Origin of the sequence: Proteus sp. TSJ240517 (assembly GCF_047921575.1) — a bacterium.
GTDB lineage: Bacteria > Pseudomonadota > Gammaproteobacteria > Enterobacterales > Enterobacteriaceae > Proteus.
On sequence record NZ_JBLRMH010000004.1, the window covers coordinates 97899 to 117981 of the forward strand.

The window sequence follows — 20083 nt, forward strand, 5'->3', positions numbered from 1 at the left end:
ATGGTTATAATCTTTCATGTTATTTTTTCTTCTTGCCTAAACTACCATCGATTCAGCTATGTTAATTACAATTTTTTCATTTTTTATAAAGAGAAAATAAATAATGAGAGGAGATTCGAAGATATAAAAAAAGCAGAATGCTAATTAGCTTTTCATTTGTTGTTTGGAAGTTTATTAATGTTTTATTCTGGAATAAATATTTCATGAATTATTATTTCATTTTAATGAATAAAATGATTAGCAAGAAAGTAAAAAGATTAGGATTTTATTGTTAAATCATTAATCATGATAAAAAGTATGGTTATTTAAATGCAACTTTCATTCTGTGAAAATGCAATGTAAATACATGTATTACCACTTAATATTATCAATAAAAATTTAAGTTATAAAAAATAGTTTATTAAATAATAAAGTAAGTGATAGTGATCACGTTAATGTATCATTAATTATAAATAGTGTGATTTTTATCCAAAATATACTATTGTTATATTACTAATTGTGTTTAACTGTTATATAAATTAGCGTGTAAATTGTACTATTTCCTGACGATAAGGGTTAAAGTATGTTCTCATCATTTAATGTTTTGATAATATTAAGAGGTTTCTTCAGATTGAAGAAATGGTTTAATATTGATTCTGAACTCGCCTTCTTCTTCCCTGAAAAATAATCCTTTTTTATATCTATTCAAAATAATTTAATACTCTTTTCCGTTTAATTTAAATGGGAAGGCTATTTTATTTATTTTTAATTTTATTATTTAATTTATATTAAAGGTATTATCATGGCTAAAAGAATCGTAGAACCATTCCGTATTAAAATGGTAGAGAAAATCCGTGTTCCTTCAAGAGAAGAACGTGAAGCTGCATTAAAAGAAGCAGGATATAACCCATTCTTATTACCAAGTCATGCTGTCTATATTGATTTATTAACTGACTCTGGTACTAACGCAATGAGTGATCACCAGTGGGCAGCAATGATAACAGGTGATGAAGCTTATGCAGGCTCAAGAAACTATTATGATTTAAAAGATAAAGCCAAAGAGTTGTTTAACTACGATTATATTATTCCTGCTCACCAAGGACGTGGTGCTGAAAATATTCTTTTTCCAGTATTATTAAAATATAAACAAAAAGATGGAAAAGCGAAAAATCCTGTATTTATTTCTAACTTCCATTTTGACACAACAGCAGCGCACGTTGAATTAAATGGCTGTAAAGCAATTAATATTGTGACTGAAAAAGCGTTTGATTCAGAAACCTATGATGATTGGAAAGGCAATTTTGATATTGCTAAATTAAAAGAAAATATTGCTAAACATGGTGCTGATAACGTTGTTGCCATTGTTTCAACAGTGACCTGTAATAGTGCTGGTGGTCAGCCTGTTTCAATGGATAATTTAAGAGAAGTTTACGAAATTGCAAAACAACACGGTATTTTTGTTGTTATGGACTCAGCGCGTTATTGTGAAAATGCGTATTTCATTAAACAGCGTGATCCTAAATATAAAAATGCGACCATCAAAGAAGTTATTTTAGATATGTATAAATATGCTGACGCATTAACAATGTCAGCGAAGAAAGATCCTCTGTTAAATATCGGTGGTTTAGTCTCAATTCGTGATAATGAAGAAGTATTCACATTAGCAAGACAGCGCTGTGTACCAATGGAAGGCTTTGTGACTTATGGTGGTTTAGCGGGTCGTGATATGGCAGCAATGGTACAAGGTTTAGAGGAAGGTACTGAAGAAGAGTATCTACACTATCGTATTGGTCAGGTTCAATATCTGGGTGATCGTCTACGTGAAGCGGGTATTCCAATTCAATATCCTACTGGCGGACATGCTGTTTTCGTTGACTGTAAAAAACTAGTACCGCATATCCCAGGTGATCAATTCCCAGCTCAAGCTGTGATTAACGCACTTTACTTAGAATCTGGTGTTCGTGCTGTTGAAATTGGTTCGTTCTTATTGGGGCGTGATCCTGCAACGGGAGAACAAAAACACGCAGATATGGAATTTATGCGTTTAACCATTGCGCGTCGTGTCTATACCAACGACCATATGGATTATATTGCTGACGCACTTATCGGTTTAAAAGAGAAGTTTAAAACGCTTAAAGGTCTTGAGTTCGAATATGAACCACCTGTATTAAGACACTTTACTGCTAGATTAAAACCTATCAAATAAATAATACTCCACAATAATAATGGCTCTCGTGCAATGCGAGAGCCCTATCCTTATTTCAGTAAGGACTAAAAATGGAAAATAAGTCGGTAAATAAAGAACCCTCAATTATTGTAGGGGGATTTGTGTTGGGCGGCGCCATGATCGGTGCGGGAATGTTTAGCCTACCAACAATAATGTCTGGTGCTTGGTTTATTAACTCACTCTTTATATTATTTATTGTCTGTTTCTTTATGTTTCATTCGGGAATTTATATTCTTGAATGTATATCGAAATATGGCGCAGGAACAAACTACTTTCATATATCGAAAGAGTTATTACCTAAATGGGCGTGTTATCTCGCGAATGCCTCCTTGATATTTGTATTGTATATATTAATTTATGCTTATATCTCTGCCGCGGGTTCAATCATTTATGAAGCTTCATCATTATATGGCTTTAGTCTAAACCTTAGAGTGATATTCTTTGTATTTACCATAGTTCTTGGAGCAACAATATGGTGGGGAGGCGCTTGTGCCAGCCGTTTAACCTCAATATTTTTATTTATTAAGATTGTTCTATTCGTATTAGCATTCTCGGGCTTATTCTTCAAAGCGAGAGGCGATTTATTATTTACTGCTACCTTTGAAGGCAAAAGTCAATTATATCTTTATCCTTTTATTTTTATCATCATTCCTTATGCTATAACCTCTTTTGGTTATCATGGTAATGTTTGTAGCCTTTATAAGCTTTATCATGAAAATGAAAGAAAGGTCGTGAAAAGCTGTATTATTGGTTGTGTGTTAGCACTGGTGATTTATTTGCTCTGGATGATTGGTACTATGGGGAATTTACCTCGTGAGCAATTTATTACTATTATCCAAAAGGGCGGTAACTTAGATGCCTTTATTGATTCGTTATACACTGTATTAAATAGTAAATATATTGAAGGCTTTTTATTATGGTTTTCTATTAGTGCCGTATTCTGTTCATTTTTAGGGGTTGCGATTGGTTTATTCGACTATATTTTGGCATCACTAAAATTTGAAGATAACAAAACAGGGCGCTTAAAATCTGGCGTTTTATGCTTCACTCCGCCTTTACTATTATGTTTACTTTTCCCTAATGGTTTCTTAATTGCAATTGCTTATGCAGGAACCGCGGCATGTGTATGGGCAATTATTTGTCCTGCGGTTATGGCGCTAAAAGCACGCGAGAAATTCCCAAACTCAGGCTTTAAAGTGTGGGGCGGCAAAGGATTAATTTATGCCGTTATCGCTTTTGGTGCAGTGGGAATTATTTGCCAAACATTAGCACAGTTCGGTTTATTACCTATATATCGCTAATCAACGAAGATAATCAGGGAAAGAAAACCAGAGTAGCGCTATTGGATATACGTTATAATAACGTTAAGTTGTTATAATAACTGGACTATTCAATAGGTTGTCTATAATGGATAAAAAAAAGCTACATATTGCAGCGGGTATTATTTGTGATCAACACAATAATGTCTTTATCACCCAACGTCCTCTAAAATCGCATATGGGGGGATTTTGGGAATTTCCGGGGGGAAAATTAGAAGATAAAGAAACCCCAGAGCAGGCGCTAGTCCGTGAGTTGCAAGAAGAAATCGGTATTGATGTAACACAATACTCCCTTTTTGAAACGGTAGAGCATGATTTTCCAGATAGACACATTACGTTATCCTTTTTCTTAGTCACACAATGGGATAATGAGCCCTATGGTAAAGAGGGGCAAAAATTCAAGTGGATATCTATTGGATCGTTAAATGCTGATGATTTTCCGCCTGCTAACCGCACTATTGTGGCGTTATTGCAGAAGTAAGTAAAAGTAGAATCGTGTTAAATAAGCGTTTATAAATAAAATAGCCACTCGATTGAGTGGCTATTTTTATGTTATTAATCAGAGTATTAAAAGTCTTTAGGCTCTTGTTGCGGAGCCTCGCTCCAATCATCACTGTCATTAATATCACTTTGGCTGGGAATGCGTTTTGATTCATCCGCCCATTCGCCTAAATCAATAAGTTGGCAACGTTTACTACAAAAAGGACGATAAGGGCTGCTTTCATTCCAAACAACTTCTGTTTGACAGGTTGGGCATTTTACAATTAATTCTTCGCTCATTATCTCTCCTAGATTTCGTTGGTGCGATTTATGCTCATATCAATAAGCATAATGTTAGCAACAAGCAATCTCAAAAGGTAGCTCTAGAGGTACTGTTCCATTTTCACTATCAAGTGGTAAAAAGCGGATCGCATAGCGATTTTTATGCCCAGAGACTTGAGGATAGATTTGGTGATCAATGGCTATCTTAAGACGTAGCAATTCACCTTCTTCAGCGCTGTCTTGATAAAAACCACGGTGACTGAGCGCGGGCTTAAATGTATCTGATTGGCGAATAAGCATGAGCAAACTATTTAATGCATTTTGTAATGGCAATAAACCCGTCAACCAGCTTTGTAATCTTTCATCACGGGTTGCTTGAGGTAAGCTTAACCACAAATGTAATGCTGGCACATCAAAGTTACAGCATCCGCCAGGAATACTTAGGCGCTGTTTAACTAAACTGATGACTTTATCTTGTTTTAAATGCTGACCAATGCGAGGTGCTTGACTTAATACGGCAGCATTTTCAGCTAATTCATCAATAATTTGAGTGACAATCGCTTTATCAACATTAGGAAATGAAAGCCATTGCTGTAATTTTTTTTGTCTTTTTTCTAATTCTTTAAGTAATTCAGCGCGGATTTCGCCACGATCAAGCACTTCAATAAATTCTGATATCGCACGGAAAAACGAGAGTGCCGTGGGTAATGAATCAATTGCACTAAAACTGTTAATCTGAATCAATGAGTTTTCAATTCTAAGCCATGAACGCATTTTTTCATTGAGGGGATGTTCGAAGATGATTGTTGTGATGTCATCACTCATGGCAATTGTCCTGTAACGCTTGTTGAGCTAATTCTAAGTAATGCTGATGGAGTTGCTTAACTTTTCCAATCATATTTTGGCTATTATCGTGATTTTCAATAATATCATCAGCGACGGCTAATCGTTCCTGTCTTTGAGCTTGAGCTTTTAAAATATTGAGAACTTGCTCTCGACTTACGCCATCTCGTTTCATGGTTCTTTCTATTTGCTCTTCCTGTGTAACATCAACAACAAGAACGCGAGAGGCGAGATGCGTTAATTTATTTTCAATTAATAATGGAACAACCCAAATAAAGTAGGGCGCTGTAATTTGCTGTATCTGTTTTTGAGTCTCTTGCTGTATCAATGGGTGAAGAAGATTGTTAACCCAAGTTTTTTCTTCATTATTTTCAAAAATAATCTGGCGCAGCTGTGCTCGGTTTAACGAGCCATCGGGTAGCAAAATGCAGCCACCAAAATGCTGATGCAATGCATTTAGTCCTAAGGAGTTAGGCTCTACCACTAATCGAGCAATAATATCAGCATCAACAAGAGGTACACCTAATGAGGCAAAAGCATTAGCAACGGTAGTTTTACCACTGCCTATTCCGCCTGTAAGAGCAACCGTATAAGCCATTTGTGTTTATCTGTTTTTAATGAATTAAAATTTACTATTAGTCCAAGTATTCTAAAGCCTAATTTTGTTTTTATCACAAGATAATAACTGCAATATTTGGGTTTTATTCGGTTATTATGATAGATGATTTTCTGCTACCCTGACACCCTACCTCATAATATGTAATAGAATTACCATCAATCAATAAGTTAGTGCAATACAGAGTAACAGCATGTTACTCATAAAACTTGTGATTCATTGTATAGTATCACCTAACTGTAATATAGGAAGATACATAGCAATGATTAATGTGCCAATAATCAATGCAATGACCGTCATCAGCATTGGTTCTAACCAAGCACTAATTGTCTTTAATTGCTCATCGAGTTGATGATAAAACCAATCACTCAATTGCTGGCAAAAATAGAGCAACTGCCCTGAGCTTTCTGCACAAATAATAAACTGATAACAAATAGGTGTAAAAAGAGGCTCATTCTTCATAAATAAGCTCAACGATTTACCTTGCATAATGTGATCACTCATTTGAGAAAGGATTCGCTTATAAATAGGGTGTGTAAGTTGTTCTGTTCCTATTTTTAAGCTTTGTAATAAAGGTAATCCTGCTTGTTGTGTAATACTGATTATCTGAAAAATAAGATGTAGCTGCTGATATTTTAAAAGTTTACCTAAATAGGGAAGATGAAGAAAGAGAGCTTGTTCAGCAAAATAAAAGGGTGATAAAGAGTAACGAATCAAACGATAAATAAATATTAACCCGATAAAGATAAACACTATCATGCAGATATAATCAGTAAGCCATTGTGAAAAATCAATAAGGGCGAGTGTTAAAAGAGGAAGTTCTGTATTAAAAGCGCTGTATAAAGATTGATATTCAGGTAAAACATAGAGCAACATAATACTGGTAATAAAAACTAATACAGTCAGTAAAAAAATAGGATATTTAAAAGCTTTTTTGATTTTTTTTACAATCTCTCGGTGTTTTTTTAACTGTATTATTTGCAGAGTAATCACTTCATCTAACTTCCCACTTTCTTCACCAATAAAAACAAAACGACTTAGTGAGGTTGGAAAATAAAGTGGATAGCGATTTAATTGTTTAGAAAGTGAGCCTCCTTGCATTAAGTTAAAAATAATATCTTCTAATACACATTGCCAATGTGAGTAACGACATTCATTTTTTAATAGTGTTAATGCAGGAAGAAGTGCTAAACCAGAACGAAGTAATAAAGCTAATTGTTCGAATAATTGAATTCGATATTGTTTATCAGCATCTTGAAATAAAACGATTTTATATAAACGGATTTTTATGGGAACTTTTTGTTGTTGAGTTAAGTTAATAAATGCTTCGTTATTAGAGGAGGCAAGTATTTTTCCAGTGCACCATTCTCCTTGATAATTTAATGCATCATAGCGATAAATTAGCTGTAATCTCATTCAATATCTCCTAGCGTTTGATAAACCTCCTCAAGTGTTGTTATGCCTTGTTTAATTAATGAAAAACCTGAATAGAGTAGATGATAAAGGGATGAGTGTGTTTGTTTTGATGGTTCAAAGCATTCATAGATAGCCGTTCTTCCGCTATAGCCTGAACAGCATTGCTGGCAACCAACAGCTTGCCAATTTGGTAATTCGACCTCTTCTTTATTTATACTAATATGCTGTTTATTGGATAAGCATATTTTACAGTGAGGGCACAAACAACGAACTAATCGTTGTGAAATAATTAAACTAACACAGGAATGAATAAGATCTTTTTCAATCCCTAAGTTATATAGACGCATTAATGTGGATGAAGCCGAATTAGTATGTAAGGTTGATAATACAAGGTGCCCTGTTTGCGCTGATTTTATTGCCATTTCAGCAGTCGATTGGTCACGTATCTCACCTACCATTATAATGTCAGGATCTTGGCGTAGTAATGCTCGTAATATTGTCGTAAATGAGATCCCTGATTTTTCAGAAATTTGAATTTGATTAATACCTTTTAGAGGTAATTCAATCGGATCTTCAACACTATTTATATTTAGGTTCTCTTTATTTAAATAGTGTAAACAACTATACAAAGTGAGTGTTTTCCCGCTTCCCGTTGGCCCTGTGACTAAAATCATTCCTTGCGGTAAATTTAAATATTTCTTTAATAGCGTTAAATGCGAGGGTTGAAAACCTAGATGATTTAATTCTGGTTGTTGTAAATTATTTATAAGTCGTAAAACAACTTTTTCACCATACAGCGTGGGGAGTGTCGCTATTCGTATAGAATAGTTTTTTTCATTATAAGACCAACTAAATTGCCCATCTTGAGGTAACCGCTTTTCTGCAATATTTAAGTTAGCAAGTACCTTTAATCGAGTGACTATTCCTTCAGAGAATTCATCTGGAGGAGATGATAATAGATATAAGTGATTATCTATTCTGGCTCGAATTCTTACACTGGTTTGTTGAGGCTCTATATGTAAATCAGAGACGCGTTTTAAAATACTTTCACGTAATAGATGCTCAATAAATTCTGTTGCAGAGTGTGTGATATCCATTCTTCACCTCTTTATACTTTTTGATTTATCTGTGTTGTCTTCAATGTTTAATGTGCGTAATAGGAACACTCAATATGAGTGCTCCTTTATATCTAAAGCACTAATATGATTTTAAAATCTCACTACACTGTTTTTGCAACGTAAGATTTGCTGCTGAACATTGTGTTTTCCATATCGGAATAAGGTCGTTAATTCCTTTCTCTGGTGACATTGTGATCGTCAGGCCATCAAGCTGTGATTTTCCGGTTGCACTAATCACACCGTTTAACACATTAATATCGGACAAATATCGACTACGGAATTGTTGCGGTATAAAGGTTGAATCAGAATTACAGTGTTGAGGCTCGTTTTCATAGCGACATAATTCTATTGCAGAACGATAGGGAGACAGTGTTTGCAATACATCGGTTAATGCGGCTTTTTGGATATAACCTTGATAAGCCGGAATAGCAACAGAGCTTAAAATCGAGATGATAGCAATTACAATCATAAGCTCCATAAGGGTAAAACCATTTTCATTAGAGTGATAATTAAGTACATTCATCTAGCGTCCTCCTTGAGTAATAGACACTAGAAGTATGAAAAAAAAGGACTTTATTGGCGAATAGATAAAATAAAGTTTGAGTAAAATATCGAAAAGAAAAAGGAGATATACATATTTAGCCTTTATTATTGAGGGAAAGTTCGCATTTATTGATGAGTATGCGTTAATAACATTATTGATAATGGCTAAAACAAAATAAAAGAGGGTTGATGTGGAAATTAAACAAGGTTGGCTAATCGATGCTAGACAAGTTCCTTCACCTAATCATGATAAGAGACCCGAAGGTGAGCAGCCTTCTTTATTAATCGTTCATAATATCAGTTTGCCTCCTGGCCAATTTGGTGGACCTTATATTGACCAGCTTTTCACCAATACATTATCAGAGCAAGACCATCCTTTTTTTAGTGAGATTGTTAGCTTAAGAGTATCGGCTCATTGCCTTATTCGTCGTGATGGAGAAATTGTGCAATATGTGCCTTTTACTGAGAGAGCGTGGCATGCTGGTGTTTCTTTATATAAAGGCAGAGAAAAATGTAATGATTTCTCTATTGGTATTGAGCTTGAAGGTACTGATGAATGCGATTTTACCCAGCAACAATATCAACAATTAGTGAAGATAACTCAATCGCTTATTGCTCTTTATCCTGCTATTGAAGAAAACATTACTGGGCATAGTGATGTTGCACCAAATAGAAAAACTGATCCAGGACCTCACTTTGATTGGGCTTATTACCGCAGTTTGTTAACAAAATAACCACCTAAATCGAATTTAAAATTATAAATTATGAATTTAAATTCAAAATAACATTGCTGTCACGCTTCAGTTTGATTGTTTATGTGTTTAAAAAACGTTAAAAAATTTATTTTTAGCGTTTCTGTGTAATGCGATCTAGTTATCAATTTTGATGAATTTTTAAAATAATTTGTTAAAATTTGCAGGTTTTTATGATTTCGCTCAACAACTGTATGGACAGTTAGTGAATACTTTGTTACTTTATTATCCGTTATATTAAATTGGTATTACCAATTGACAACTCAATCACTAAGGTAATAGTTATCCAATAATGGCTTCCAGCAATATGGCTTATACAAAAATCCGCCAACCTAAGCTTTCTGATGTTATTGAGCAACAGCTTGAACATCTGATTTTAGAAGGTACTCTGCGCCCGGGAGAGAAACTCTTACCTGAGCGTGAACTGGCAAAACAATTTGATGTATCTCGCCCTTCATTGCGTGAAGCAATCCAAAAATTAGAAGCTAAAGGGTTTTTACTCCGTCGCCAAGGCGGTGGTACTTTTGTTCAGCATAATCTCTGGCAAAGTTTTAGTGATCCTTTAGCTCAACTGCTTAGCGGACACCCCGAATCTCAATTTGATCTTTTAGAAACTCGTCATGCACTTGAAGGTATTGCTGCATATTACGCTGCATTACGTGGTACTGATGAAGATCTTGAACGTATCAAAGCTAGCCATGATTGCATTTTGAAAGCCCATGAAGAGGGTGATTTAATCGCTGAGTCTGAAGCTGTATTGCAATACCAATTAATTGTCACGGAAGCTGCTCATAATGTCGTTTTATTACATCTATTACGATGCATGGTGCCAATGCTTGAGCAAAATATCCGCCAGAATTTTGAGTTTCTTTACACTCGTAAAGAGATGTTAACAGCAGTAAGTGAGCATCGTAGTCAGATTTATCAGGCTATTATTAATAGAGAGCCAGAAGCTGCGCGTGAAGCATCACATCGCCATTTGGCCTTTATTGAAGATGTTTTGTTGGATATGAGTCGTGAACATACTCGCCGTGAGCGCTCTTTGCGCCGGCTACAACAACATCCGGATTTATTTTAGTAGCACAGATCCTGACCGCTGAGTCTGTACTATCTATCGCCCTGTGATTTTCAGGGGAAGCGGTAATAACAGCAGGGCCTATCTTCCCGTCATATCAGATGGGTAGAACGGGAAGATAGGCTCCCATAACCATTAAAAACAGATAACAGATAAGGAATACACCATGTCAGATATGCTGAAAAATGACGTGGATCCGATCGAAACTCGCGACTGGTTACAAGCGATCGACTCGGTCATCCGTGAAGAAGGTGTTGAACGTGCACAGTTCCTGATTGATCAGGTATTAAAACAAGCCCGTAATGGTGGTCTTAATATCGCTTTAGGCGGTTCTGTACACAGTGATTATATCAATACCATTCCTGCTGAAGATGAACCCGCTTACCCTGGCAATCTGGAATTAGAGCGTCGTATTCGTTCTGCTATTCGCTGGAACGCAGTAATGATGGTTCTGCGTGCATCCAAAAAAGATTTGGAACTCGGCGGACACATGGCGTCATTCCAATCTTCTGCAACTTTATATGAAGTGTGCTTTAACCATTTCTTCCGTGCGCAAAATGAAACTGATGGCGGCGACTTGGTTTACTTCCAAGGTCATATCTCCCCAGGTATCTATGCACGTGCATTCTTAGAAGGTCGTTTAACAGAAGATCAATTAAACAACTTCCGTCAAGAAATTGGTGGTAAAGGTTTATCTTCTTATCCGCACCCTAAATTAATGCCTGAATTCTGGCAGTTCCCAACAGTTTCTATGGGTCTGGGACCACTATCTGCAATTTATCAGGCTAAGTTCCTGAAATATTTAAATCATCGTGGCTTGAAGAACACCACTGCACAAACTGTGTATGCGTTCTTAGGTGATGGTGAAATGGACGAACCAGAATCTAAAGGTGCTATCACTATCGCTGTTCGCGAAAAATTAGATAACCTGTGCTTCGTTGTTAACTGTAACTTACAGCGCCTTGATGGCCCAGTGACAGGTAACGGTAAAATTGTTAACGAACTAGAAGGTATCTTCGCAGGTGCTGGCTGGAACGTTATCAAAGTGATGTGGGGCGACCGTTGGGACGAACTGCTGCGTAAAGACACTTCTGGTAAACTCGTTCAATTAATGAACGAAACACTGGATGGTGACTACCAAACGTTTAAATCTCGTGACGGTGCTTACGTTCGTGAACACTTCTTCAATCGCTACCCAGAAACTGCTGCATTAGTTAAAGACATGACTGATGACGAGATTTGGGCATTAAACCGCGGTGGTCACGATCCGAAGAAAGTCTTTGCTGCATTCCAAAAAGCAAAAGAGACTCAAGGTAAACCAACTGTTATTTTAGCTCAAACCATCAAAGGTTATGGTATGGGTGAAACGGCAGAAGGTAAAAACATCGCTCACCAAGTTAAGAAAATGAACATGGATGGCGTTCATCATTTCCGTGATCGTTTCAATATTCCTGTTGCTGATGAGCAAATCAAAGACCTGCCTTATATTACTTTTGACAAAGAGTCAGAAGAGTACAAATACCTGCACGCACGTCGTCAGGATTTAGGCGGTTACTTACCAGCTCGTCGTCCACGTTTTGAAGAAAAACTGGATATCCCAACACTGGAAGATTTCAGCCAATTACTGGAAGAACAATCTAAAGAGATTTCAACAACTATCGCATTCGTTCGTGCTCTGAACGTGATGTTGAAAAACAAATCTATCAAAGATCGTTTAGTTCCAATTATTGCTGACGAAGCACGTACTTTCGGTATGGAAGGTCTGTTCCGTCAAATCGGTATTTATAGCCCGAATGGCCAACAATATACGCCTCAAGACCGTGAGCAAGTTGCTTACTATAAAGAAGACGTTAAAGGTCAGATTCTGCAAGAAGGTATCAATGAACTGGGTGCTGGCGCATCTTGGTTAGCGGCTGCAACATCTTACAGCACTAACAATCTGCCAATGATCCCATTCTATATCTACTACTCAATGTTTGGTTTCCAACGTATTGGCGACTTATGCTGGGCAGCAGGCGACCAACAAGCACGTGGTTTCTTAGTAGGTGGTACTTCAGGTCGTACAACACTTAACGGTGAAGGCTTACAGCACGAAGATGGTCATAGCCATATTCAATCGCTGACTATCCCTAACTGTATCTCTTATGATCCAGCATTCGCTTATGAAGTTGCTGTTATCATGCAAGACGGTTTAGAGCGTATGTATGGTGATAAACAAGAAAACGTTTATTACTACATCACTACACTGAACGAAAACTACCATATGCCAGCAATGCCAGCCGGTGTTGAAGAAGGTATCCGTAAAGGTATCTACAAACTGAAATCACACGAAGGTGCGAAAGGTAAAGTTCAGTTACTGGGTTCAGGTTCTATCCTGCGTCACGTTCGTGAAGCCGCAGAAATCCTGTCTGCTGAATACGGTATTGGTTCTGATGTTTATAGCGTAACTTCATTCACTGAATTGGCTCGTGATGGTCAAGATTGTGAACGTTGGAACATGCTGCACCCATCAGAAACACCACGCGTACCTTACATCGCTCAAATTATGAATGATGCACCAGCTGTTGCGTCTACTGACTACATGAAATTGTTTGCTGAACAAGTTCGTACTTATGTACCAGCAGATGATTACCGCGTATTAGGTACTGATGGTTTCGGTCGTTCTGATAGCCGTGAAAACCTGCGTCACCACTTTGAAGTTGATACTTCTTATGTGATTGTTGCTGCATTAGGTGAATTAGCTAAACGTGGTGAGATTGATGTGAAGGTTGTTGAAGAAGCAATCAAAAAATACAACATCAACCCTGAAAAAGTAAACCCACGTCTGGCGTAAGAGGTAAAGTGAATGTCTATTGAAATTAAAGTCCCAGATATCGGTGCTGATGAAGTTGAAGTCACCGAAGTGATGGTGAAAGTGGGTGACCGTATTGAGGAAGAACAATCCTTAATCACCGTAGAAGGCGATAAAGCGTCTATGGAAGTCCCATCACCACAAGCGGGTATTGTTAAAGAGATCAAAATTGCCGTAGGCGATAAAGTCCAAACGGGTTCTCTTATCATGATTTTTGAAGCAGAAGGTGCCGCGCAAGCAGCACCAGCTCAAGCAACTGCACCAGCACCAGCCGCAGCACCTGCAACAGCTGCGCTGAAAGAAGTTCACGTTCCAGATATCGGTGGTGACGAAGTTGAAGTCACTGAAGTGATGGTAAAAGTGGGCGATAGCGTTGCTGAAGAACAATCACTGATTACTGTTGAAGGCGACAAAGCTTCAATGGAAGTACCAGCACCATTTGCTGGCGTAGTGAAAGAAATTAAAATTGCAACAGGTGATAAAGTGAGCACAGGCTCTCTTATCATGGTATTTGAAGTTGCAGGTAGCGCACCTGTTGCTCAAGCAGCACCAGTACAAGCTCCAACGGCATCTGCACCAGCAGCATCTGCTGTGAAAGAAGTGAATGTTCCAGATATCGGCGGTGATGAAGTTGAAGTTACTGAAGTGATGGTGAAAGTAGGTGATTCCATCTCTGAAGAACAATCTCTGATCACAGTTGAAGGTGACAAAGCTTCAATGGAAGTGCCAGCACCATTTGCAGGTGTGGTTAAAGAGATCAAAATTGCAGTGGGTGACAAAGTGAAAACTGGCTCACTGATCATGACTTTCGAAGTTGCCGGTGCAGCGCCTGTCGCTCAAGCACCAGCAGCAACCGCGCCAGCGCCAGCAAGTTCTGCACCAGCAGCACCAGCTAAAGCACAAGCGACTGCGCCAGCTGCGAAAGAAGAGTTTGTTGAAAATGATGCTTATGTTCATGCAACACCAGTTATTCGTCGCTTAGCGCGCGAATTCGGTGTGAATTTAGCGAAAGTAAAAGGTACTGGTCGTAAAGGTCGTATCTTACGTGAAGACGTTCAGTCTTACGTGAAAGAATTAATTAAACGTGCTGAATCAGCGCCAGCTAATGCAGGTGGCGGATTACCTGGCATGTTACCTTGGCCGAAAGTTGACTTCAGCAAGTTTGGTGAAATTGAAGAAGTTGAATTAAGCCGTATCCAGAAGATCTCTGGTGCTAACTTAAGCCGTAACTGGGTGATGATCCCTCACGTAAATCTGTTTGATGAAGCAGATATTACTGAGGTTGAAGAATTCCGTAAGCAGCAAAATAAAGAAGCAGAGAAGAAAAAACTGGATGTTAAGATCACGCCATTAGTCTTCGTAATGAAAGCAGCAGCGAAAGCGCTGGCAGATATGCCTCGTTTTAACAGCTCTATCTCTGAAGATGGACAGAAACTGATCCTGAAAAAATACATCAATATCGGTATCGCAGTAGATACACCTAACGGTCTTGTTGTTCCTGTTTTCAAAGATGTTAACAAAAAAGGCATTATCGAACTGTCTTATGAGTTAGCTGAAGTTTCTAAGAAAGCGCGTGCAGGTAAACTGACAGCAGCAGATATGCAAGGCGGATGTTTCACTATTTCTAGCCTTGGTGGTATCGGTACTACCGGTTTTGCACCAATCGTTAACGCACCAGAAGTTGCGATTATGGGACTTTCCCGTTCTTCTATGAAACCTGTATGGAATGGTAAAGAATTCGTACCACGCTTGATTTTACCAATGTCACTATCTTTCGATCACCGTGTGATCGATGGTGCTGATGGTGCTCGATTCATCACTCTGATTAATCAGTACATGAGTGATTTACGTCGTTTGGTAATGTAATTTTAAAACCGGTGCTTAGCGCCGGTTTCTCTGATTACAGTGATGGGTTTTACAGTCATACATCTTAGGTTGTGAGATCCGTCATGTTAGAGCGCTTTTCAGTTTATTAACATTTCTGTAAACTGCATGCGGTATGTAAGTCTCGGTGTTAAATATGGATTATCGTCTGACTCGCCGGACAAATAAATAATGAGGTCACGATGAGTACTGAAATTAAAGCACAGGTAGTGGTTCTCGGTGCAGGCCCTGCGGGTTATTCCGCGGCGTTCCGTTGCGCTGACTTAGGTTTAGAAACAGTTTTAGTTGAACGTCACTCTACTTTAGGTGGTGTTTGTCTGAACGTGGGTTGTATCCCTTCTAAAGCGTTACTCCACGTTGCTAAAGTTATCGAAGAAGCGAAAGCATTGTCTGAACACGGTGTTGTATTTGACGCACCAAAAACAGATATCGACAAAATTCGCATCTGGAAAGATAAAGTTATCTCTCAGTTAACGGGTGGCTTAGCGGGCATGGCTAAAGGCCGTAAAGTTACTGTCGTTAATGGCGAAGCACGATTCACTGGTTCTCACACATTGTCTGTTGAAGGTGCTGAAGGTACAACTACCATCACTTTTGACAATGCAATCGTTGCTGCCGGCTCACGTCCAATCGAATTACCATTCATTCCACATGAAGATCCTCGTGTATGGGACTCAACAGATGCACTGCAACTGAAAACCGTACCAGAGCGTTTACTGGTTATGGGTGGTGGTATCATCGGTCTGGAAATGGGAACGGTTTATCACTCTCTGGGTTCTCAGATTGACGTAGTTGAAATGTTTGATCAGGTTATTCCTGCTGCTGATAAAGACGTGGTTAAAGTATTTACCAAACGTATCAGCAAGAAATTTAACCTGATGCTAGAAACCAAAGTAACTGCGGTTGAAGCAAAAGAAGATGGCATCTACGTAACAATGGAAGGCAAAAAAGCCCCAGCAGAACCACAACGTTACGATGCAGTATTAGTTGCTATCGGTCGTGTACCTAACGGTAAACTGTTAGACGCGGGTAAAGCAGGTATCGAAGTTGATGATCGTGGCTTTATCCATGTTGATAAACAAATGCGTACTAACGTACCTCACATCTTTGCTATCGGTGACATCGTTGGTCAACCAATGCTGGCTCACAAAGGTGTCCATGAAGGTCACGTTGCAGCAGAAGTTATCTCTGGTAAGAAACATTACTTCGATCCTAAAGTTATTCCATCAATCGCTTATACTGAACCAGAAGTTGCATGGGTTGGTATGACTGAAAAAGAAGCGAAAGAGAAAGGTGTTAGCTATGAAGTGGCTTCTTTCCCTTGGGCGGCATCAGGCCGTGCAATCGCATCAGATTGTGCTGATGGTATGACTAAACTGATTTTCGACAAAGAAACTAACCGTGTTATCGGTGGTGCAATTGTTGGTTCTAACGGTGGTGAACTGTTAGGTGAAATCGGTCTGGCAATTGAAATGGGTTGTGATGCTGAAGATATCGCATTAACTATCCATGCTCACCCAACGTTATACGAATCAATTGGTATGGCTGCGGAAGTATTTGAAGGTAGCATCACTGACCTGCCAAATCCAAAAGCGAAAAAGAAAAAATAAGCGACTCGTTTACTGAAAACAGTTTACTAAAGTTGTTTAAATGATAAGGGCTAAGTTCTTTATAGAACTTGGCTCTTTTTTTATGGTTTCTATTTAGAATATGACTGTTTTGTGAAGACTCATATCGATTATTATGTGCATTAGTCGTTTATTTAACCGTTAATTTCACTTTAGTGCTAATTTGGGTATTAAAAAAACTATAAAAAGTGTGGTTATTAACCCAAATCTTGGTTAAAAGTCTCTGTTATATATTTTGTTTAAGTGTTTTAATCTGAATAAGTGGATATTTGAATCTGATTAATGTTACTTTTATGTGAACGAATTAACATCGTGTTGAAGATTTGCTATGCTGATAGCCCTTAGCTGGGCATAATTTTACAACCTCTTATGTTTTATGCGAGCAAAAGATCCTCTGACCTGGCATCCTTCAACAGACAGGGTGCAGACAGCCGGGTTATACAAAATGACAAAGAAGCGAGGAGACAGTCGTGCTAGAAGAATACCGTAAGCACGTAGCAGAGCGTGCAGCTGAAGGTGTCGTTCCAAAACCTCTCGATGCCACACAAACAGCCGCACTTGTTGAGCTATTAAAAAATCCCCCTAAAGGTGAAGAAGAATTTCTTCTTGATTTAATTGTTAACCGCGTTCCACCCGGAGTTGATGAAGCTGCCTATGTTAAGGCGGGCTTTTTAACTGCCCTCGCGAAAGGCGAAACCACATCACCTCTTATCACACCAGAAAAAGCTGTTGAATTATTAGGCACCATGCAAGGTGGCTATAATATCCATGCATTAATTGAGTCTCTGGAAAATGATAAGTTAGCACCAATTGCAGCCAAAGCGCTTTCTCACACATTACTGATGTTTGATAACTTCTATGATGTTGAGGAAAAAGCGAAAGCAGGCAACGTTTATGCTAAGCAAATTATGCAATCTTGGGCTGATGCACAGTGGTTTACTGAGCGCCCTGCACTAGCGGAAAAAATTACTGTTACCGTATTTAAAGTCACTGGTGAAACTAATACCGATGACTTATCTCCAGCACCTGATGCTTGGTCCCGCCCTGATATCCCATTACATGCTTTAGCAATGCTGAAAAATGCGCGCGAAGGCATTGAGCCTGACCAGCCGGGTAGCGTAGGCCCAATTAAACAAATCGAAGCATTAAATAAGAAAGGCTTCCCACTGGCTTATGTTGGTGATGTTGTTGGGACTGGCTCATCACGTAAATCAGCAACTAACTCTGTACTCTGGTTTATGGGAGACGACATTCCGTTCGTTCCTAATAAACGAGGTGGTGGTGTTGTTCTTGGCGGCAAAATCGCGCCTATCTTCTTTAATACTATGGAAGATGCGGGAGCACTCCCAATCGAAGTCGATGTTTCTAAATTAAATATGGGTGATGTTATTGATATTTACCCATACAAAGGTGAAATTCGTAACCATGAAACAAATGAGTTACTGGAAACCTTTGAGCTGAAAACAGAAGTATTAATTGATGAAGTGCGTGCTGGTGGTCGTATTCCATTGATCATTGGTCGTGGATTAACGTCAAAAGCGCGTGAATCGCTAGGTTTACCGGTTAGCACATTGTTCCGTCATGCTAAACCTGTTGAAGAAAGCAACCGTGGATTCTCTTTAGCACAGAAAATGGTTGGTCGTGCTTGTGGTCGTACAGGTATTCGCCCTGGCGAATATTGCGAACCAAAAATGACCTCTGTGGGTTCACAAGATACCACAGGTCCAATGACCCGTGATGAGCTAAAAGACTTGGCGTGTCTTGGTTTCTCTGCTGATTTAGTGATGCAATCATTCTGTCATACCGCGGCCTATCCAAAACCAGTAGATGTTACAACACATCACACCTTACCTGATTTTATTATGAACCGTGGCGGAGTTTCACTGCGTCCTGGTGACGGTATTATCCACTCATGGTTAAACCGCATGTTACTGCCTGATACTGTTGGTACAGGCGGTGACTCACATACTCGTTTTCCTATTGGTATCTCATTCCCAGCAGGTTCAGGCTTAGTGGCTTTTGCTGCGGCAACAGGAGTAATGCCATTAGATATGCCAGAATCTGTTCTGGTACGTTTTAAAGGTGAAATGCAACCGGGTGTGACACTGCGTGATTTAGTTCATGCTATTCCTTATTACGCGATCCAAGACGGTTTACTGACAGTTGAGAAAAAAGGTAAGAAAAATATTTTCTCTGGTCGTATTCTTGAGATTGAAGGCTTACCAGAGCTTAAAGTAGAACAGGCATTTGAGCTTGCTGACGCATCAGCAGAGCGCTCAGCAGCAGGTTGTACGATTAAACTGGATAAAGCGCCTATCATTGAATATCTGCAATCTAATATCATCTTACTGAAATGGATGATTGCTGAAGGTTATGGCGACCGCCGTACTATCGAACGTCGTATTACATCAATGGAAAACTGGCTGAAAGATCCTCAATTACTTGAAGCTGATGCAGATGCAGAATATGCGGCTGTTATCGAAATCGATTTAAATGAGATCAAAGAGCCAATTTTATGTGCGCCGAATGATCCTGATGATGCACGTCTGCTCTCAGAAGTGGCAAACAGCAAAATTGATGAAGTGTTTATTGGTTCTTGTATGACCAATATTGGTCACTTCCGTGCCGCGGGTAAACTGCTTGATCAGCATAAAGGTCAATTACCAACACGTTTATGGGTTGCACCACCAACAAAAATGGATGCGGCACAATTAACGGAAGAAGGCTATTACAGCGTCTTTGGTAAGAGTGGTGCGCGTATCGAAGTGCCGGGTTGTTCATTGTGTATGGGTAACCAAGCACGCGTTGCTGATGGTGCAACAGTGGTTTCAACATCGACACGTAACTTCCCTAATCGTTTAGGTACAGGTGCGAATGTGTATCTTGCTTCTGCGGAGCTTGCCGCAGTTGCGTCATTATTAGGTCGTTTACCTGAGCCACAAGAGTATCTGGACTTTATGAGTAAAGTGGATGAAACCGCAGAAGATACTTATCGCTATTTAAACTTTGACCAACTAGAGCAATATACAGATAAAGCAGACCAAGTTATTTTCCAAACAACGGTATAATG

Annotated in this window: 16 protein-coding genes; 10 read left to right on the forward strand and 6 right to left on the reverse strand. The window is 38.8% G+C overall.

Going from position 1 to position 20083, the window contains the following annotated elements; genetic code table 11:
* The first annotated feature begins 562 nt into the window (after positions 1-562).
* The 4 genes from tnaC (at position 563) to mutT (ending at position 4006) form a co-directional block, all read left to right on the forward strand.
* Positions 563-667 carry a tryptophanase leader peptide gene (gene tnaC, locus ACNARN_RS08390; protein WP_071788547.1) on the forward strand — a complete coding sequence of 35 codons (105 nt, stop codon included), beginning with the start codon at positions 563-565 and terminating at the stop codon, positions 665-667.
* Between the two features lie 114 nt (positions 668-781).
* Positions 782-2185 carry a tryptophanase gene (locus ACNARN_RS08395; RefSeq protein WP_075670808.1) on the forward strand — a complete coding sequence of 468 codons (1404 nt, stop codon included), beginning with the start codon at positions 782-784 and terminating at the stop codon, positions 2183-2185.
* Between the two features lie 71 nt (positions 2186-2256).
* Complete coding sequence (locus ACNARN_RS08400) at positions 2257-3507, forward strand: aromatic amino acid transporter (protein WP_196533390.1); 1251 nt, start codon at positions 2257-2259, stop codon at positions 3505-3507.
* Between the two features lie 106 nt (positions 3508-3613).
* Entirely contained in the window at positions 3614-4006 is a 393-nt protein-coding gene (gene mutT / locus ACNARN_RS08405) for an 8-oxo-dGTP diphosphatase MutT (protein WP_416304339.1), read from the forward strand.
* Between the two features lie 86 nt (positions 4007-4092).
* Here the strand turns inward: mutT and yacG are convergent, their stop codons facing one another.
* The 6 genes from yacG to ppdD all read right to left on the reverse strand — a co-directional run bounded on the left by yacG (position 4093) and on the right by ppdD (position 8803).
* A complete protein-coding gene (yacG, locus tag ACNARN_RS08410) occupies positions 4093-4305 on the reverse strand; it encodes a DNA gyrase inhibitor YacG (protein WP_088494938.1) in 213 nt (70 codons plus the stop codon).
* Between the two features lie 54 nt (positions 4306-4359).
* The gene (zapD, locus tag ACNARN_RS08415; protein WP_196533392.1) at positions 4360-5112 is read right to left on the reverse strand and encodes a cell division protein ZapD; all 753 of its coding nucleotides are present in this window, start codon (positions 5110-5112) and stop codon (positions 4360-4362) included.
* On the reverse strand, positions 5105-5728 hold the full coding sequence (coaE, locus tag ACNARN_RS08420; RefSeq protein ID WP_109371118.1) for a dephospho-CoA kinase: 624 nt from the start codon (positions 5726-5728) through the stop codon (positions 5105-5107). Before coaE ends, zapD begins: the two co-directional genes overlap by 8 nt.
* A 234-nt stretch (positions 5729-5962) precedes the next feature.
* Complete coding sequence (locus ACNARN_RS08425; protein WP_416304340.1) at positions 5963-7162, reverse strand: type II secretion system F family protein; 1200 nt, start codon at positions 7160-7162, stop codon at positions 5963-5965.
* Entirely contained in the window at positions 7159-8259 is a 1101-nt protein-coding gene (locus tag ACNARN_RS08430; RefSeq protein WP_198620819.1) for an ATPase, T2SS/T4P/T4SS family, read from the reverse strand. The genes ACNARN_RS08425 and ACNARN_RS08430 overlap by 4 nt, the downstream gene beginning before the upstream one ends.
* 100 nt (positions 8260-8359) lie before the next feature.
* The gene (ppdD, locus tag ACNARN_RS08435) at positions 8360-8803 is read right to left on the reverse strand and encodes a prepilin peptidase-dependent pilin (RefSeq protein ID WP_416303749.1); all 444 of its coding nucleotides are present in this window, start codon (positions 8801-8803) and stop codon (positions 8360-8362) included.
* 211 nt (positions 8804-9014) lie between these two features.
* On the opposite strand from ppdD, the gene ampD reads away from it, so the two are divergent.
* From ampD to acnB, 6 genes are all read left to right on the forward strand, one after another.
* Positions 9015-9557: a 1,6-anhydro-N-acetylmuramyl-L-alanine amidase AmpD gene (gene ampD / locus ACNARN_RS08440; protein ID WP_198620817.1), complete on the forward strand. Its 543-nt coding sequence runs from the start codon at positions 9015-9017 to the stop codon at positions 9555-9557.
* A 325-nt stretch (positions 9558-9882) separates the two neighbouring features.
* Positions 9883-10653, forward strand: a complete 771-nt coding sequence (pdhR, locus tag ACNARN_RS08445) for a pyruvate dehydrogenase complex transcriptional repressor PdhR (protein WP_109371481.1) — start codon at positions 9883-9885, stop codon at positions 10651-10653.
* A 163-nt stretch (positions 10654-10816) separates the two neighbouring features.
* Positions 10817-13483: a pyruvate dehydrogenase (acetyl-transferring), homodimeric type gene (aceE, locus tag ACNARN_RS08450; RefSeq protein WP_109371108.1), complete on the forward strand. Its 2667-nt coding sequence runs from the start codon at positions 10817-10819 to the stop codon at positions 13481-13483.
* 12 nt (positions 13484-13495) lie between these two features.
* Positions 13496-15367: a pyruvate dehydrogenase complex dihydrolipoyllysine-residue acetyltransferase gene (gene aceF, locus ACNARN_RS08455; protein ID WP_198620816.1), complete on the forward strand. Its 1872-nt coding sequence runs from the start codon at positions 13496-13498 to the stop codon at positions 15365-15367.
* 200 nt (positions 15368-15567) lie between these two features.
* A complete protein-coding gene (lpdA, locus tag ACNARN_RS08460) occupies positions 15568-16995 on the forward strand; it encodes a dihydrolipoyl dehydrogenase (protein WP_075670832.1) in 1428 nt (475 codons plus the stop codon).
* A 488-nt stretch (positions 16996-17483) separates the two neighbouring features.
* Positions 17484-20081, forward strand: a complete 2598-nt coding sequence (gene acnB, locus ACNARN_RS08465; RefSeq protein ID WP_198620815.1) for a bifunctional aconitate hydratase 2/2-methylisocitrate dehydratase — start codon at positions 17484-17486, stop codon at positions 20079-20081.
* The last annotated feature ends 2 nt before the right edge of the window (positions 20082-20083 follow it).

What these genes read in the sequence shown, in the direction of transcription:
- tnaC (WP_071788547.1), top strand. Translation starts at nt 563, where the DNA reads ATGTTCTCATCATTTAATGTTTTGATAATATTAAGAGGTTTCTTCAGA.
- ACNARN_RS08395 (WP_075670808.1), top strand. Translation starts at nt 782, where the DNA reads ATGGCTAAAAGAATCGTAGAACCATTCCGTATTAAAATGGTAGAGAAA.
- ACNARN_RS08400 (WP_196533390.1), top strand. Translation starts at nt 2,257, where the DNA reads ATGGAAAATAAGTCGGTAAATAAAGAACCCTCAATTATTGTAGGGGGA.
- mutT (WP_416304339.1), top strand. Translation starts at nt 3,614, where the DNA reads ATGGATAAAAAAAAGCTACATATTGCAGCGGGTATTATTTGTGATCAA.
- yacG (WP_088494938.1), bottom strand. Translation starts at nt 4,305, where the DNA reads ATGAGCGAAGAATTAATTGTAAAATGCCCAACCTGTCAAACAGAAGTT.
- zapD (WP_196533392.1), bottom strand. Translation starts at nt 5,112, where the DNA reads ATGAGTGATGACATCACAACAATCATCTTCGAACATCCCCTCAATGAA.
- coaE (WP_109371118.1), bottom strand. Translation starts at nt 5,728, where the DNA reads ATGGCTTATACGGTTGCTCTTACAGGCGGAATAGGCAGTGGTAAAACT.
- ACNARN_RS08425 (WP_416304340.1), bottom strand. Translation starts at nt 7,162, where the DNA reads ATGAGATTACAGCTAATTTATCGCTATGATGCATTAAATTATCAAGGA.
- ACNARN_RS08430 (WP_198620819.1), bottom strand. Translation starts at nt 8,259, where the DNA reads ATGGATATCACACACTCTGCAACAGAATTTATTGAGCATCTATTACGT.
- ppdD (WP_416303749.1), bottom strand. Translation starts at nt 8,803, where the DNA reads ATGAATGTACTTAATTATCACTCTAATGAAAATGGTTTTACCCTTATG.
- pdhR (WP_109371481.1), top strand. Translation starts at nt 9,883, where the DNA reads ATGGCTTATACAAAAATCCGCCAACCTAAGCTTTCTGATGTTATTGAG.
- aceE (WP_109371108.1), top strand. Translation starts at nt 10,817, where the DNA reads ATGTCAGATATGCTGAAAAATGACGTGGATCCGATCGAAACTCGCGAC.
- aceF (WP_198620816.1), top strand. Translation starts at nt 13,496, where the DNA reads ATGTCTATTGAAATTAAAGTCCCAGATATCGGTGCTGATGAAGTTGAA.
- lpdA (WP_075670832.1), top strand. Translation starts at nt 15,568, where the DNA reads ATGAGTACTGAAATTAAAGCACAGGTAGTGGTTCTCGGTGCAGGCCCT.